At 68.7% G+C, this 14,782-nt stretch carries 12 protein-coding genes and 1 pseudogene; 8 read left to right on the forward strand and 5 right to left on the reverse strand.

The genetic code is table 11. From position 1 onward, the window contains the following. The first annotated feature begins 206 nt into the window (after positions 1-206). The 5 genes from AWQ68_RS27090 (at position 207) to AWQ68_RS27105 (ending at position 4,321) form a co-directional block, all read left to right on the forward strand. Positions 207-881, forward strand: a complete 675-nt coding sequence (locus tag AWQ68_RS27090) for a DNA alkylation repair protein (RefSeq protein ID WP_084464448.1) — start codon at positions 207-209, stop codon at positions 879-881. A gap of 99 nt (positions 882-980) precedes the next feature. Beyond that, positions 981-1,157, forward strand: a complete 177-nt coding sequence (locus AWQ68_RS42790) for a hypothetical protein (RefSeq protein WP_157545768.1) — start codon at positions 981-983, stop codon at positions 1,155-1,157. A gap of 307 nt (positions 1,158-1,464) precedes the next feature. After that, on the forward strand, positions 1,465-2,319 hold the full coding sequence (locus tag AWQ68_RS27095; RefSeq protein ID WP_157545770.1) for a hypothetical protein: 855 nt from the start codon (positions 1,465-1,467) through the stop codon (positions 2,317-2,319). A gap of 303 nt (positions 2,320-2,622) precedes the next feature. After that, a complete protein-coding gene (locus tag AWQ68_RS27100) occupies positions 2,623-3,399 on the forward strand; it encodes a GntR family transcriptional regulator (RefSeq protein WP_066945067.1) in 777 nt (258 codons plus the stop codon). Between the two features lie 100 nt (positions 3,400-3,499). After that, the gene (locus AWQ68_RS27105) at positions 3,500-4,321 is read left to right on the forward strand and encodes a sulfite exporter TauE/SafE family protein (protein WP_218007057.1); all 822 of its coding nucleotides are present in this window, start codon (positions 3,500-3,502) and stop codon (positions 4,319-4,321) included. Positions 4,322-4,549: 228 nt separating this feature from the next. Here the strand turns inward: AWQ68_RS27105 and AWQ68_RS27110 are convergent, their stop codons facing one another. Beyond that, positions 4,550-5,242: a TetR/AcrR family transcriptional regulator gene (locus AWQ68_RS27110; RefSeq protein ID WP_066945070.1), complete on the reverse strand. Its 693-nt coding sequence runs from the start codon at positions 5,240-5,242 to the stop codon at positions 4,550-4,552. Positions 5,243-5,295: 53 nt separating this feature from the next. Here AWQ68_RS27110 and AWQ68_RS27115 point away from each other — a divergent pair, with 53 nt between their 5' ends. Next, positions 5,296-6,468 carry an FAD-dependent oxidoreductase gene (locus AWQ68_RS27115; RefSeq protein WP_066945073.1) on the forward strand — a complete coding sequence of 391 codons (1,173 nt, stop codon included), beginning with the start codon at positions 5,296-5,298 and terminating at the stop codon, positions 6,466-6,468. A 105-nt stretch (positions 6,469-6,573) separates the two neighbouring features. Here the strand turns inward: AWQ68_RS27115 and AWQ68_RS27120 are convergent, their stop codons facing one another. Continuing rightward, on the reverse strand, positions 6,574-7,137 hold the full coding sequence (locus tag AWQ68_RS27120; RefSeq protein ID WP_066945076.1) for a dihydrofolate reductase family protein: 564 nt from the start codon (positions 7,135-7,137) through the stop codon (positions 6,574-6,576). Positions 7,138-7,686: 549 nt separating this feature from the next. Here AWQ68_RS27120 and AWQ68_RS27125 point away from each other — a divergent pair. Continuing rightward, on the forward strand, positions 7,687-8,070 hold the full coding sequence (locus tag AWQ68_RS27125) for a VOC family protein (RefSeq protein ID WP_066945079.1): 384 nt from the start codon (positions 7,687-7,689) through the stop codon (positions 8,068-8,070). A gap of 262 nt (positions 8,071-8,332) precedes the next feature. Here the strand turns inward: AWQ68_RS27125 and AWQ68_RS27130 are convergent, their stop codons facing one another. Together AWQ68_RS27130 and AWQ68_RS27135 are read right to left on the reverse strand one after the other, a co-directional pair. Next, complete coding sequence (locus AWQ68_RS27130; RefSeq protein ID WP_066945081.1) at positions 8,333-9,445, reverse strand: ABC transporter substrate-binding protein; 1,113 nt, start codon at positions 9,443-9,445, stop codon at positions 8,333-8,335. Between the two features lie 287 nt (positions 9,446-9,732). Next, positions 9,733-10,662, reverse strand: a complete 930-nt coding sequence (locus tag AWQ68_RS27135) for a tyrosine-type recombinase/integrase (protein ID WP_066945083.1) — start codon at positions 10,660-10,662, stop codon at positions 9,733-9,735. A 226-nt stretch (positions 10,663-10,888) separates the two neighbouring features. On the opposite strand from AWQ68_RS27135, the gene AWQ68_RS27140 reads away from it, so the two are divergent. Further along, on the forward strand, positions 10,889-11,323 hold the full coding sequence (locus AWQ68_RS27140; protein WP_066945087.1) for a VOC family protein: 435 nt from the start codon (positions 10,889-10,891) through the stop codon (positions 11,321-11,323). A gap of 70 nt (positions 11,324-11,393) precedes the next feature. Here the strand turns inward: AWQ68_RS27140 and AWQ68_RS27145 are convergent. Then, positions 11,394-14,597 (reverse strand): annotated as a pseudogene (locus AWQ68_RS27145) (Tn3 family transposase). Positions 14,598-14,782 lie beyond the last annotated feature (185 nt).

Genomic DNA, 14,782 nt, shown 5'->3' on the forward strand with positions numbered 1-14,782 from the left:
TGCGGGTGACGCTCCAGTTCTGCCCGCGACCTCGGCAGGCCATCCGTAGCCGGTCTATCGCCGCCCTGCTCTCTGGATAGCGGCATGGCCGATTCTGAGAAGACTGAGCTGAACATCCGAGTGCTCGTAGGCTGAATCTCGCACGTGATGGACAGGAGGCTGAGGTGGCCGGGACGACGCTGACCGAGACGACGCTGACCGAGACGATGGTGGCCGAGGTGATGGTGGCCGAGGTGATGGCCGAGCTGGCCGAGCTCGAGGACCCGAAGACACGCGAGGTGAACGAGAAACACGGTGACGATCACGGCGTGAACCTCAGCAAGCTGCGCGCGCTCGCGAAGCGGCTGAAGACGCAGCAGGAACTCGCCTGCCAGCTCTGGGAGACGGATGACACTGCAGCGAGACTGCTGGCGATCCTGATCTGCCGCCCGAAGGCATTCGAGCGTGACGAATTGGACGTCATGTTGCGCGACGCGCGCACACCCAAGGTGCACGACTGGCTCGTGAACTACGTGGTGAAGAAGAACCCGAACTCTGAAGAGCTTCGCCTGGCCTGGTCGGCCGATCCAGACCCAGTGGTCGCGAGTGCCGGCTGGGCGCTGACCACCGAACGCGTGACGAAGAAGCCCGAGGGCCTCGACCTCGCAGGACTGCTCGACGTCATCGAGGCGGAGATGAAAGATGCCCCGGATCGCCTGCAGTGGGCGATGAACCACTGTCTGGCTCAGATCGGGATCGAGCACGCCGAGCACCGTGCCCGTGCGGTCGACATCGGTGAGCGCCTGGAGGTGCTCAAGGACTACCCGACTTCCCCGGGCTGCACGTCTCCGTTCGCGCCCATCTGGATCACCGAGATGGTGCGCCGACAGCACGATAAGTAGGAAGGTTCGCGCACGCCCGTGCCGCGACTCCCTCAGAACGCCGCAGCCGATACGAGCCGGCCCTCAGGGGCCTCACGGCGCCTACGGCTGGAGAGCACCGTGGGCGGCCCGGCCCAGTGGTCGCGCCGGTGGACGTGGCTGCGGGTGCCGGCCACCCCCGTCGAGCGCAAGCTCCACGACAAGCCGCTCTGGGGCACCACCGAGGCGGCCGAGCTGCTGCCGCGGCAGGTGCCCCGCCCGGAGCTGTGGGAACGTCGTCGACTGGGAGCCGGGTGACGGCTATGCCTGTAGGGCCGAGCTGACCGAGTTCATTCACGCTCCGGTCTGCTCGGCGACGCCGGATCTGACAACGCCCCCGACGCTCGCCGACTCCTGGTGGGCGGACATGCGCGCGGCAATCGACGTGGTTGCCGCTCCCCCTCCGCCGCCGACACGCGCTCCTGTGGTCAGTCAAGCGTGGCTGGACCGCAGCCTGCCGCGCTTCGTCACCTTTATGCCACTTTAGGGGGCATGATCAACCTGTCGCGTACGCCCCGATCGAGGGTGCTGTGAACCCTTGATCACTCAGGTCCGTCTCAGGTGCATGAGAGGCATCTGGTCTGTGGCCGCGCTCGTGACGCTCGCCGCCTGCGGGACGGCCCCGGCAGTGACCGCCCACCCGGAGAGGTACCAGGCTGACGGCACCGTGCTGTCCGACGCGCGGCACGGTCCCCAGCTCTGCTCCTTCGTCGCGCAATCCCTGCCGCCGCAGTGCGGTGGGCCCGACATCCTCGGGTGGGACTGGAACGCGGTCGAGCACTCCGCTCGCGGCGGTGTGCGCTGGGGCGAGTACCACGTGGTCGGCGCCTGGGACGGCACGAGGCTGACGCTCACCGAGCCGCCGCGCGCCGCCGAGCGTCGCGATGCCCCGCCGGAGCGGTCCGGCCCCACCACCCGCTGCCCGGAGCCCGCGGGCGGCTGGCGGCCGGTCGACCCCGCAAAGGCCACCTCTCGCGCGATGGAGGCCGCGATCGAAAAGGCCCGGAAGCTTCCCGGGTACGCGGAGGCGGCGCTGGACCAGAGCTACCTGGAAGAGATCGAGGGGTACCAGCCCGATGACGTCCGATCCGTGGAGCGCTACGCCAACGACCCCAAGCGGCTCGTGCTGAACCTGTGGTTCACCGGCGACGCGACCGCCCGCGAGGTCGAGATCCGTGAGATCTGGGGCGGTGCGCTGTGCCTGAACAGCGCTCAGCGCACCGAGGCCGAGCTGCGCGCGCTCCAGGAGCGAGTGTGGAAGGAAATGAAGGGGGTGCAATCCGCCTCTGCGGACGGGCGCACGGGCCAGGTCACGATCGGCGTCTGGGTGGTCACGCCGGAGCTCCAGCGTGAGGTCGACGAGAAATACGGGAAGGGCGTGGTGGTCCTCGAAGGCTTTCTCAAACCGGTGGTCTCGTAACCGCCCCCGGGCCCCGTCCCCCGGCCATCCCGGTCGGAGCGGATGCCGGAATTGTCTGGACGGCACGTGGGCGGTCGACACGTGGGCGGTCGACGGCGGGCAGGCAGCGGTGGGGCGCCGCGAGCGGCGGGTGACCGGTTCAGCCGGCTCCGTGCGCGGATCAGACCGGCGCAACCCCATGGCGGCTCCGTGAACCCCCGGGTCAGGCGTTTATACAGGTCAAGGTAGGTGGCGTAACTCTGGCGTAACAGTGCCCGGATAGCGTGGCCGACAGCGGCGTCAGCACCCGGACGGGGGGATTCGATGAGCGACGGCTGGGTGTCGTCACAGCCGAGGGCCCAGCGGGCGCGGCGAGTGGCCGACCTGCTGCGGCAACAGATCACCTCCGGCGCGTTCGGCGACGGCGTGCTGCCCGACGAGCGCACCCTTGGAGATCGGCTCGGCGCCTCGCGCAACGCGGTCCGGGAGGCACTCGGCCTGCTCCGGGGCGAGGGCCTGATCACCCGGCGGCGCGGGGTGGGCACCACCATCGTGACACCGAAGTACGGCCACGGGCTGGACCGTCTGGCGGGACTGGCCGAAGCCCTGACCGGCTACGGAACCGTCACCAACGAGGTCCGCGTCGCCGAGGTCGTCGCCGACCCGCCGGCGGCGATCGCCGAGCGGTTGAACCTGCCCGCCGGGGCCGTGGCGGTCCACATCGAACGGCTGCGCAGGCTGGACGGGCTGCCGCTGTCACTGGACACGTCGTACCTCACGGCCGATGTGGGGCGGGGCGTCCTGGGCGGCGACCTCGCCGGACGGGACGTGTTCGCGCTGATCGAGGAGACGACGGGCCTCCTGCTCGGCCGTGCCGAGGTGGCGGTGCACGCGGTCACCGCCGATCCCGGCACCGCGGCGCTGCTGGAGATCCCGGTCGGCGCGGCGGTGTTCGCGATCGAACGGCTCACCTTCCTGTCCGACGGGCGGCCGGTCGACGTCGAGTCGATCCGCGTCCGCGCCGACCGCTTCACGCTCTGCGCGACCGTGTACCGCGGCGGGTCGGCCTCGAGTTCATCCACGCCCACGCCGACCGGCTGACGTTTTACGTGACCGACCGCCGGGGGCGACCCCGACGGTCGGCCGACCTCCCCACATCCCCACGGCCGGGCGGTTCGTCCGGCTCGACTCTTGCCTGAAGGTGGCCCATGACTTCCGCCTGCCCGTGCACGCCGCGATCCCGCCGTACGGAGGCACGGTGATGGAGGATCCGTCGCTTCCGCTGCTGGTGCTGCTGGGACTGTTCGGCTTCGCCGGAGGGGTCGGGATCACCGCGCTCGGGCCCGGCGGCGTCCTGCCCACGATCGGGCTCTTCGCCCTGACCGGCCTGTCCCCGGCCGAGGTGGCCGGCACCGCGATCGTCACCCATGTCGCGACGGGCGCGCTGGCCACGGCCGCGTACACCCGCTCCGGGCAGTTACGCGAGTGCGCGACGCGCCGTACGGCGCTGCTGCTGGCCGGCACCGCGGTGATCGGCACTCCGATCGGTGTGCTGGTCAACACCATGGTGTCCACGCGGGCGTTCGGGCTGACGCTCGGGCTGCTCCTGGTCCTGGTGGCCGCGCTGGTGTGGATCCGCGAGCGGCGCAGCCCTGCCGCCGGAGCGGTCCCGCCGACCCCGCTGGTGGCCGGACTCGGCCTCGCGGTGGCCGTCGCCGCCGGTGTCGTCGGGATCGGAGGGCCGATGCTGACCGTGCCCCTGCTGATCGCTCTCGGCGTCCCCGTGCTGGAATCGCTCGCGTCGGCGCAGGTGCAGTCGATCGTCGTCGCCGCGGTGGGCACCGTCGGCTATCTGGCGCATGGCGCCGTCGACTGGCCACTGGCCGCCCTGGTCGGCATCCCCGAGCTCGCCGGCGTGCTCATCGGCTGGAAGATCGCGCACGCCCTGCCGGCCCGGGGGCTGAAGTACGGGCTCATCGTCGCGCTGCTCGCCCTGGCCCCTTATCTGGCCCTGCACGGCTGAGGCGACGCTCCTGCCGAGGCGGCGGGGGCTGACGAGCATCGGAACTGTGACTCTTGACCTACGGTCGAAAAGTCCCGCTAAGCGGGCTCCTTAGAGCGGCGTGACTTTTCGTTCGGCGTGGCCGACCGCCTGGCCCGGGTGTCGCTCGAGTGCCGCGACGCGTTGGAGGTCACCGCCGCCTACGGCCGGTCATGCGGTGCCACGGATGTCACCCGCAAATCCTGAGCGTCACGCCGGCGGCCGGGCGAGTTTGGCGGCCACGGCGTCGAGGACCCAGTCCAGGCCGGTCGCGAAGGACGCCTCAGCATCCACTTCCGTGCCGTCGTGCACGACCTTGGCCAGCGCCGGGAAACGGCCCGTGGCCAGCATCCTCATCACATGCGGGCCGGAGGCGCGCTGCCAGTCGTGCTTGGACAGGCCCGTGGCGCGCTCGGCCCGCAGGTTCGCGATCTCGCGCCTGATCGCGCCAGTGAAGTAGGCGCTGACAGTCTCCACGGCGCGCATGACGGTGTCGAGGTCGGCGAGGCCGTCGAGGGCGGCCAGCGTGGCCTCGGTCACGGCGAGGCCGTTCGGGCCCAGGGTCGGGCGACCGCCGAGCAGGTCGGCCAGCCATTCGTGACGGAGAGCGGCCTGCCTGGTGCCGTGGGCGAGGGTGCGCAGCGCCTCCCGCCAGTCGCCGGGCTGCTCCTCGGGGAGGATCTCGGCGTGGACCTCGTCCACCATGAGGTCGAACAGCTCCTCCTTGGTGGAGATGTATCCGTACAGCCGCATCGGGCCGGCGTCCAGCCGGGCGGCGACCTTGCGCAACGACACCGCCTCCAGCCCGCCCTCGTCGGCCAGCGCGATGGCGGCGGCAACGATTCGCTCCCGGTCGAGCGGCGCGGGGCGAGTCGGCGGCTCCGGCCGGTCCCACACAGTCATGCTTACATCGTACTGTTGCGATACACCGTATCGGCAGAATACGGTGTATAAACATGAGACATCGTATCGCCGTGATTGGAGGCGGCCCCGCCGGCCTCACCTTCGCCCGCGTCCTGCACCGCCACGATCACCCCGTCACCGTCCTCGAACGCGATCCCGCCCCCGACGCCCGTCCCCCGGGCGGCACGCTGGACCTGCACGAAAAGCTGGGCCAGCTCGCGCTGGGCAAGGCGGGGCTGCTGGCGGAGTTCCAGGCGCTGTCCCGCCCCGAGGGGCAGGCCATGCGCATCCTGGACACGGACGGGACCGTGCTTCGCGACTGGCAACCCCGTCCGGATGACCGGGCCAATCCCGAGATCGACCGCGGGCAACTCCGTGACCTGCTACTCGGCCCTCTGGACGTTCAGTGGGGGCGGGGCGTGACGGAGGTAGTGCCGGGGGCCCGGGATGGCGTGCTGGTCCATTTCGCGGACGGACGACAGGAGACGTTCGACCTCGTGGTCGGCGCGGACGGCGCCTGGTCCCGGGTCCGCCCGGCAGTCTCGTCCGCGACGCCGCACTACACCGGCGTCACCTTGGTCGAGACCTCCCTGGACGACGTAGACACCCGCCACCCCGACCTCGCCCGGCTGATCGGCGACGGTTCCATGGCTGTGTACGGCGTGAACCGCGCCCTCGTCGCCCAGCGCAACAGCGGCGGCCACGTCAAGGTGTACGCCCAGTTCCGCGCGCCGCTGGACTGGCACACGAACCTGGAGCGGCATATGGGCCTGAACCGGCGCGCAGGCATGGACGCGGGCCTGGACCTGGCCGACGTCGAGGCCGTGCGATCAAGCCTGCTGGCCCTGTTCGACGGCTGGGCCGCTCCCGTCCTCGACCTCCTCCGCCACGGCACCGCTTTCGTCCACCGCCCCCTCTACGTCCTGCCCGTGGGCCACACCTGGGCCCACGTCCCCGGGGTGACGCTAGTGGGCGACGCCGCCCACCTGATGCCCCCATTGGGGGTGGGCGCGAACCTCGGGATGCTGGAAGGCGCCGAACTCGCCGAGTCCGTCGCCGCCGCCCCCAGTTCTGGCGATCTGGACGAGGCCGTCCGCGCCTTCGAGGAACAGATGTGGGCACGGGCCGGCATGTGGGCGAAGATCACGACGGCCGGTCTGGAACGCCTCGTGAGCCCGGACCCCACCGAAGCCCTCGCCTTCTTCGACGAAGTCCAGCCATCCTGACTGCCAAACGCGAGAGCACCAGCACCAGCAGCTCGCCACGGCTTCACGTGGCAGCACGGCACCGCCGCGGTTCCTTCCGGCAGATCCACCGCCCGCCATACGAACTCAGCGCCTGGTCTCGTACCTGGTCAGGAGTACGCCGTCGGGGAACGTCCGGGTCTCCATCAGGGTCAGGTTCACCCAGTTGTCCAGGGCCGTAAAGAACGGCGTGCCGCTGCCCAGCAAGACCGGTGCGGTGACCAGCACGTACTCGTCGATCAGCCCGGCCCGTGTGGCCGCTGCGGCAAGTGTGGCGCCGCCGATGTCCATGGGGCCACCGTCCTCGGCCTTGAGCCGGGTGATCTCGGTGACCGCGTCGCCGGTGACCAGGCGGGTGTTCCAGTCGACCGTGCTGGTCGTCGAGGAGAACACCACCTTCGGCATGTCCCGCCAGCGGCGGGCGTACTCGATCTCCGCCGGTGTGGCGCCAGGCTGCTGGTCGGCGGTCGGCCAGTGGGAGCTCATCGCCTCCCACAATTTGCGCCCGTACAGCGCCAGGCCGGTCACCCCCACCCGGTCGGACCACCACTGGAACAGCTCGTCGCTCGGCACGCTCCAGCCGAGGTCGTCGCCGGGCGCGGCGACGTAGCCGTCCAGGCTCAGGTTCATGGCGAAGGTCAGTTTCCGCATGGCGTCAGCCTCCTATAAGTCGGTACTCGGCGTACAGACCAGCACGGCGCGGAAAAATCATCGGTCAGGCCATACCGAGGGCCGGTTCACCACCACGCCAGTCCGCCGCGAGAACACCAGCCGGTGCCTGCCTGACGGGCCCAGGCCATGAACACCCGGAACCCGGCTCGGGCCGCCAGACGGCAGAACAGCTCGTGGGCGTGGAGCGCGACGCACACCGCGGCCTGGGCTACCTGAACGACGGAATCCGCGCGAACACAGTCAGGGCCGCGTAGCCAGATTCAGCCCCTGCCCCTTGGAGTAGGCCGCCGCTCCGAACTGACAACCCTGCTCGCCGACGAAGTCGCCGCCCCCGAGATCCGCACTGCCCGACGCTGTCGCGATCGACACTGGCCAGCACTCACCTCAGCCTGCGGCCCGTTTCTGCCGTATTCCGCTGGCACCCCCTCGAGGGCGTGTATCGAAAGTGCTGCCATGCGCCTGAGCTGTGTGCGAAGGCTGAGCGCAACGCGGTGGCGTCGGGAGTGGAAGTCGGGCAGGCTTGCGCGCATGGTTTCGGTATTGCAGAACGTGGCGATTGACTGTGCGGATGCCTACGAGCTGGCCCGGTTCTGGAGCAGGGTGACTGGCCGCCCACTGCATCCGGAGGACAAACCGGGTGACCGGGAGACTCAGGTGCTGCTGGCGGAGGGCCCAGTGCTGTACTTCAACCAGGTGCCCGAGCCTAAGAAGATCAAGAACCGGGTCCATCTGTGTTTGCGCCCTGAGACCTCGCGTGAGCAGGAGGTGGAACGGCTGCTGGGCCTCGGTGCCACCTTTGTCACCGATCACCGGAATCCTGATGGCTCTGGCTGGGCAGTCCTCGCTGACCCTGAAGGCAACGAATTCTGTGTTCTTCGCAGCGATTCCGACCGAGCCGCGATGAGTTCCTGAAGCTCACGCGTCATCCGGGCCGGTTTCGCACGACTGCTGGTCACCCTCTCGGAAGAACCGGGCCTACCTGCGCAAACGCGGGGTTCGCTGCACCATCCCTAAGGCCGATCACGTCCGAACCGCAGGAGGCTCGGCTCCCGAGGCGACCGCAAACTTGAGGAACTTGGCGATCTGTTCCGCCAGGTTGGCATCTCTGGGGTGACGTCCCCTCGGCTGCGCCCTGATCTGCCGGCGCCGCCTCAACCCATTGCGTAAGCAGCTCTCAGCCGGCGTGAAGGATCCGAAAGCGATCAGGTTCCGCTGGATCTCGATCAACGACTTGGATTGGCGGCCAAGCCCATTGCCAGACGCTGATGCCTGGCGCGCGGGAGAACTGGATCAGCCCGCGGGTGCCTTCGACTGCAACGCGCTGCCAGGATTCGGCGGTGCGCGCCCGGTCCGCGCCGTGAGAACGCAGCACATTGGCGAGAACGGCAACCGTGTCGTAGCCCTCGAAGGCGACGAAGGAGGGCGCTTCGGCCAGCCGCTCGCGGAGGGCCGTCTCGACTCGGGCACCGAGTGGGCTGAGGCCCTCGGGCAGGTAGCGCAGGAACGGGATCGCGGCGCTGTCGTCGCCCAGCAACGTCGCCCATTCGGCGAACTCCGGTTGCCCGGCTGGAGCACCAATCATGATCTCGGCGAGGCGCTGGTCGCGGCGGACAGACTTGACGATCGACACCGCCGGCTCCGGGTGGCCGACCAGAAGAAGGAGGGCTGTCGCGCGATTGCCGACGAGTTCGTCGCACACGGCCGCGGGGGCGAACGCGCGCATGTCGAGTTCGATGACGGTGCCGCCGCGTGGAGCGAGGTAGTCCCGCAGAATGCGGGCCCCAGATGCCCAGTAGACACTCGGCTCGGCTGCTACGACGATGCGTCTGTGGCCCGCGCTGAGGAGGAAGTCCGCGTAGATCCGCCAGCCGTGGGACTGCGCCGGGGCGAGGCGCGCGACCCATGCCGTTGGCTGCTCGGTGAGCGCGTCGAGAACCGCTGACGAGCAGAGGAACGGCAGGCCGAGGGCGTCGGCCCTGGCGGCAGCGGCGCGAGCGACGACGCTGTGATACTCCCCCGCCAAGGCAGCCACCCCCAGGCGAGCCAATTCATCGACGGCTGCCGCGGCCCTCTGTGGATCAGCCGCGGTGTCTCGGACCACCAGCTCGAGTGGTCTTCCGGCGATCCCGCCGGCGTCATTGACTTCGCGAACGGCCAGCTCGAGTCCAGCGAGCAAGTGTTGGCCTGCCTCGACCCAGCCAGGCCGAGTCAGCGGAACGAGAGCGCCGATCTGGACCGATGATCCGTCAGTTCGCTCCGCTCCAGGTGGCGACGGTGGCGTATTCATGCGTTGGCGTCTCCCGTGTGACGATTCATTGCACTATGCCTTGATCACAGAGTGGCAAGGGCCGATAGTACGCGTTCATCTCATCTCGCCGTTGCGGGCGCACCTGGGTGACCATGCCGGACATCGCGTCCATTCGCCATCTCCAGCAGGCAAACTGGTCGCTGGTGATCAGGTGGTGGGGTCGTCGATCAGATCGATCTCCGGGGTTGAGGAACCTGGGAACAGCCGTTGACGCTGAGATTGATCTTGGTTGTGTGTAGTGACGTGTGGAGCATTGAGCGTGCAGGTCAGCGGCGGTCGCGGCGTCGGCGGGCGGCTCGGATCTCGGTGTCTGCGACGTCGTCGGCGAGGAGGGTGTACAGCTGGGTGGTTTCGGTGGAGGCGTGGCCGAGCCGCCGGCGGACGACCTCGATGGAGACGCCGGCGTTGATGAGTTCGGTGGCGTGGGCGTGCCGTAGCTGGTGGATCTCGATGTCGACTCCGGCCGCCTCGCAGTAGCCCTGCCACCGGTGGTGGGCGGCGTCGTAGGACAGCGGTCCGCCGGTCCCGTTGATGCTGGCGCGGAAGACGGGGCCGAACCGGTAGCCGGCGCGACTCAGGTAGAGCTTGAGGAGGGCGACGTAGCCGTGGTCGTCCAGCAGGACGGTGCGGACGGTGCCGCCCTTGCCGTGGATGCGGACGTGCTCGTCGTCTTGGCGGAGGTCGAAGTCATCGAGGTCCAGGGAGCAGGCTTCGGCGGCGCGGGTTCCGCGCACGTAGATCGTCTCGAACAGGACCCGGTCACGGAGCCGGTCGAGGGGGACGTCCTTGCGCGGCCGACGGCTACAGATCGAGCCCAGAACCTTGGTGATGTCGGCGGTCGCGGCGGGCCGGGGCAGGTACTTGGACACCTTGATAGTGTCGATCTTGTCCATGGGGTTGGCGTCGAGCAGGTCGTGGCGCACGGCCCACTTGCACCAGGAGGCGACGGCGGCGCGCTTGCGCTTGCGGGTCGCGGCCGACAGGGCGCCGATCGCGGTAAGGAACTCCCGGATGGGCGGCGCGGTCAGTTCGGCGATCTCGCCGTCGCAGTGCGCGGTGAACTGGAGGAGATCGCCGCGGTAGGCGCGCAGGGTGTGCGGGGAAGCGCCCGCGTTCTTGCGGTCGGTGAGGAAGTCGTCGAGATGACGGGCGAGCGGATGCTCGCGCCCGAGGTGTTCGACGATCACCGGATCCACGTCCTCACCCTCCCGTGCGCCGAGTTGCCAGATAACTGGGAATCGAACGGCCCGTCGTGGAGGGATGATTCCCTGCTCACCATGGCCATTCGATCTTGGTCTTGCCAGATTCGGCGGGCGAGGCGTTCAGGCTGGAGCTGTGGATCTTTTCAGGACTTTGCCAATCCGGCCGGGGTGCACGGTGGGCGATTACGGTATGCATAGTGATCTATGGAAGGATTTTCCCATGGTATCCGTTAAGCAGTTTCAAGTCGCCTTCGATTGCGCTTCACCTGAGCGTGTCGGTCGCTTCTGGTGCGAGGTGTTGGGGTATGTCGCGCCGGCACCGCCTGAGGGGTTCGCCAGTTGGGACGACTTCAATCGCACGCTGCCGCCCGAGCAGCGGGACTCATGGTTCGCATGCAGCGACCCCTCGGGTGTCGGTCCGCGGCTGTACTTCCAGCGCGTTCCCGAAGGCAAGGTCGCCAAGAATCGGCTGCACCTTGACGTGCGGGTCGGCACCGGACTCGTCGGTGCAGAGCGCCTGGCAACCCTCGAGGCCGAATGCGCACGATTGATCCCTCTCGGCGCGAAACGCGTGCGGCTCCTGCCCGCCGATGAAGAAAACGAGTCGTGCCTCGTGATGCAGGACATCGAGGGCAACGAGTTCTGCCTGGGCTGACGAACTTCTATCTCGTTGAACGCGATACAGACCTGACTCGCTGATCGGCTCCCACGGGGAAGGCTGTCCGTCAGCTCTCACTTCGCACCGCGCCGCTGTTGATCTCGGGAAGATCGGGGATCTCGCCGAGTTCGCGCAGTCCCTCGGAAGGCCCGGACGAAGCGATGGCATAGCCGCCCAGGAAATTCACGTGGGCGTGGCCCAGCGGGCTGAGCCGGGCGACGTCCTCGTCCTTGACGGGCACCCCCCTGGGCGCGGAGATGTTCGACGGCGGCCGACAGGTAGCGGGTATTCCAGAGAGCAACGGCATTGACGACCAGGCCGAGAGCTGCGAGTTGGTCCTCTTGGCCCTCACGGTATGCCTGTCGGATCTGGCCGCCCCCGCCGTGGCAGATCTTGCGGGCGAGCCGGTGTCGGGATTCCTGCACGGTGAGTTGCTTGTTCAGCTTCCGGTGGTAGGTGTCGTCGATCGGGTCGAGGATGCTCAGCAGGTGCAGAGTCTTGTCGATGCGGCCGTACTCGGCGAACGCCTGCCCGAGCGGGGTGGGGTTGCCGTTACGGGAGAACATGCGCAGCAGGTCATAGGCAAGGCACGGACCTGGTTGGACACCGGCGACCCGGCGACCCGGCGACCCGGACCATATCGGACCACTGCGTCTGGATCTTCGTCCGATTGATCTTGTTGCGGGCGATCGCCTCCAGCGGCCCGTAGCCGCTCGCGGTCTCCTCGCCCGACCCCTCCCCGCTCGGGGCGTCACCGCTGGGGACGTCGGCGCGCCAGAACCGCTGGTCACCGAGGTCGGCGAAGCGGGGCGCGAACCGGTAACCGAGCATGGAGAAGATCCCGAACACCATGTCCGAATCCGACGCCTGGTCGGTCGTGACGACTTCCGGCTTGGGACCGGCGTCGATGTTGATCAGGCAGTCGAGGATGAACAGCGAATCGCGCGGGGTGCCGGGCACGACCACCTGCCCGATGCCCATCACCTGGTCGTTTACCGCGTTGAGCAGGGTGAGCCCGCGCTTGTACCCGAAGTACTTCGGTGAGGGCCCGGCGTTGACCGTCTGGACGGGGACGACGAACCGCAGCCCGTCGACCGAGGCCAGCAGCCCGCCGCCCCACTGGGCGACGATCGAGATGGATCGCTGGGCCTCGATGAGGATCGCGTTGGCCGCCGAATGGGTGTCGGTCCGCACATGGTTCTGATCGACGTGCGACAGCCGGCCGCGGGTCAGGGCCTCATCCCCGTCCTTGATCACCGGGACGAGGCCAACGTTGCAAGCCTCGGCGACCAGCAGCGCCACTAGTGACCGCGGCAGATCGTGCATCCGGGTGGAGACGTCGGCCAGATGCACGTACGCGTCCAGGAATCCGGTCCAGGAGTGCACCTCCAGCAGCAGCTCGGGCAGGTCGATCCGAGGCAGCATCGCCTGGCAGGCACCGCGCAGCCAGGCCAGCGACGGACTCTCCCCAAGCGCGCCGAGCTAGTCCACCGACAACCGGGCACGCCCGTCAGCCGGGGTGAACACCCGTCCCGGGCGTCTTCGCCGGCTTCCTCCAGCCGGGCCGTCATCTGCTTCCACGCCGCGTCCAGCGCCGGCAGCTTGCCGTCCAGATGATCGTTAACCGGGTCGGTCAACGACAGCGACGCCAACACGTCCTCGCTGATCGCCTCCCACGCCCGCCCGTCCAGCAAATGGCACGCGGGTCGGCCCACCGCAGCGACGGCGCCGCGAACACATCCCGGACTCCAAGCGCCCGGTGCAACGCCTCCAGCACGCAGACCACGTAGGCGTCCCGGTCCACCGCGCCCTGGGGGAGATTCGGGTTGGCGAACACGGCCCGCTTCCACGCCGCCGTCATCAGCGAGCCGTCCACTTCCTTGGGCAGCAGCGGCTTACGCGTCACCTGACGGCGGGCCAGTTCCGGGAGCCGCCGCACCGCCGCCAGGACCTTCCGGCCGCCTGCCGCCGCGCCCAGCGCCTGTGACTCACCCAGCAACTTCAGGAACGGCCGGACGGTGTTGTATTTGTCGACCAGCGCGGCCCGCATCGCGGCCTCCGCCGCGCCGTCGTCGTCGGGAACCAGTTCCTCGACCGACTCCAGCGCGGCCAGCACCTGCTCCTTGGTCGCGCCGGCCTGGTCGGTGACCGCCGCCCACAACGCCGCCGGGTCCAGATCGGCGTCCGCCTCGGCGACCAGGTCGAGCTGCTCTACCAGGACCCGGCTCGCCTTCGACAGCAGCTTGGAGGCCTTCTCCAGCTTCGGCAGCATCGCAAGCCGATCCACGCTCGCCTTGCGCCGAACCGGGCTTATCAGCCTGGTGGCCATGAGCAAGGCGAACAGATCGAGGGCGTCGTCGATCGCCTCGGCCTCCAGCGACCTGGTCACCGCCACCAGAGTCGCCGTCCGCCGAGGCTCGTGCAGCCTGACCAGCAGCGGGGCCTTGCTTCCTGCCCCGTACCGGGCCAACGTCTTCATCCGGCGAACCGGCACCTTGGACACCTCCACCCGGCCCAACTCGAACCGGGCGATGTCATCCACCCGCTTCAACGCCCGCACCAGCTCCGCGCCCGACTGCCGCTTCGGCGCCTGCCGCAACCGCTCCAGCTCCGAGAACCGCGACCCCTCCGGAACCTCCAACAGTCCGAACAACGCCCGCGGCAACCCCGAATCCGCGCGAGACGCCTGCCGGGCCACAGTCGCGAACAGCCGATCGTCTGCCTGTTCCCGGACGCTGGCGACCAGCCGCTCCAGCACCCTCACACCCGGCAGCAGCACCCGGTGTCGCCGCAACCACGCCGCCGACTGGTCGAACAACGCCGTCGGCCCCTCCGCGTGCGTCCAGGCCCGACCATGCAGGAACGTCAAGAACTTCTTCGCCAGGACCCGGCCCTCCCACGTCGTCTCCCGCCCCTCGAAGCCGTGGAAGCCATAGGCGTCCCGGATCATCCACGCGTGCTCATACGTCGTCTTCGGCCGCACCCCGTACCGCTTCACCTGCGACGGATCCACGATCCCCAACTGCACAGCCAAGTAGTCCACCACAGGCCAAGGCACCGCCAGGGGGTCCTCCAAGAACAGCCCCTTGTACCGGACCGTCCCGATCTGGATCCCCACGCCCAGATGATGCGCATCCTGCCGTGACTGAGCAATCACGTTCCGATCGAACGCATCCAGGAAGAAGAACTTCTCCAGATCCGCCAGGGACGGCAACTCCTCGAACTCCGAGTACGCCTTGACCTGATCGTCAGACAAAAATCCCACCGGCATGACCCAAGACCGTAAGCCCGCCGTGTATCCCCAGGTAACGGGTGCAAATTCGCCAGAAGTCCAGGCCCTAACCAGGAACGATCAACCCCACATCCCCACCAAGATCAATCTCAGCGCCAACGGCTGTTCCCAGGTTCCTCAACCCCGATCTCGACGCCCGCCCGCGGATGTGGGCCACGGCGACG

The sequence above is a fragment of the Microtetraspora fusca genome (assembly GCF_001570365.1).
Taxonomy (GTDB): domain Bacteria; phylum Actinomycetota; class Actinomycetes; order Streptosporangiales; family Streptosporangiaceae; genus Microtetraspora; species Microtetraspora fusca.

Coding starts and splice junctions, on each gene's coding strand:
- AWQ68_RS27125 (WP_066945079.1), top strand. CDS start 7,687: ATGGTTTCGGTATTGCAGAACGTGGCGATTGACTGTGCGGATGCCTAC.
- AWQ68_RS27115 (WP_066945073.1), top strand. CDS start 5,296: ATGAGACATCGTATCGCCGTGATTGGAGGCGGCCCCGCCGGCCTCACC.
- AWQ68_RS27120 (WP_066945076.1), bottom strand. CDS start 7,137: ATGCGGAAACTGACCTTCGCCATGAACCTGAGCCTGGACGGCTACGTC.
- AWQ68_RS27095 (WP_157545770.1), top strand. CDS start 1,465: ATGAGAGGCATCTGGTCTGTGGCCGCGCTCGTGACGCTCGCCGCCTGC.
- AWQ68_RS27110 (WP_066945070.1), bottom strand. CDS start 5,242: ATGACTGTGTGGGACCGGCCGGAGCCGCCGACTCGCCCCGCGCCGCTC.
- AWQ68_RS27100 (WP_066945067.1), top strand. CDS start 2,623: ATGAGCGACGGCTGGGTGTCGTCACAGCCGAGGGCCCAGCGGGCGCGG.
- AWQ68_RS27140 (WP_066945087.1), top strand. CDS start 10,889: ATGGTATCCGTTAAGCAGTTTCAAGTCGCCTTCGATTGCGCTTCACCT.
- AWQ68_RS27090 (WP_084464448.1), top strand. CDS start 207: ATGGTGGCCGAGGTGATGGTGGCCGAGGTGATGGCCGAGCTGGCCGAG.
- AWQ68_RS27130 (WP_066945081.1), bottom strand. CDS start 9,445: ATGAATACGCCACCGTCGCCACCTGGAGCGGAGCGAACTGACGGATCA.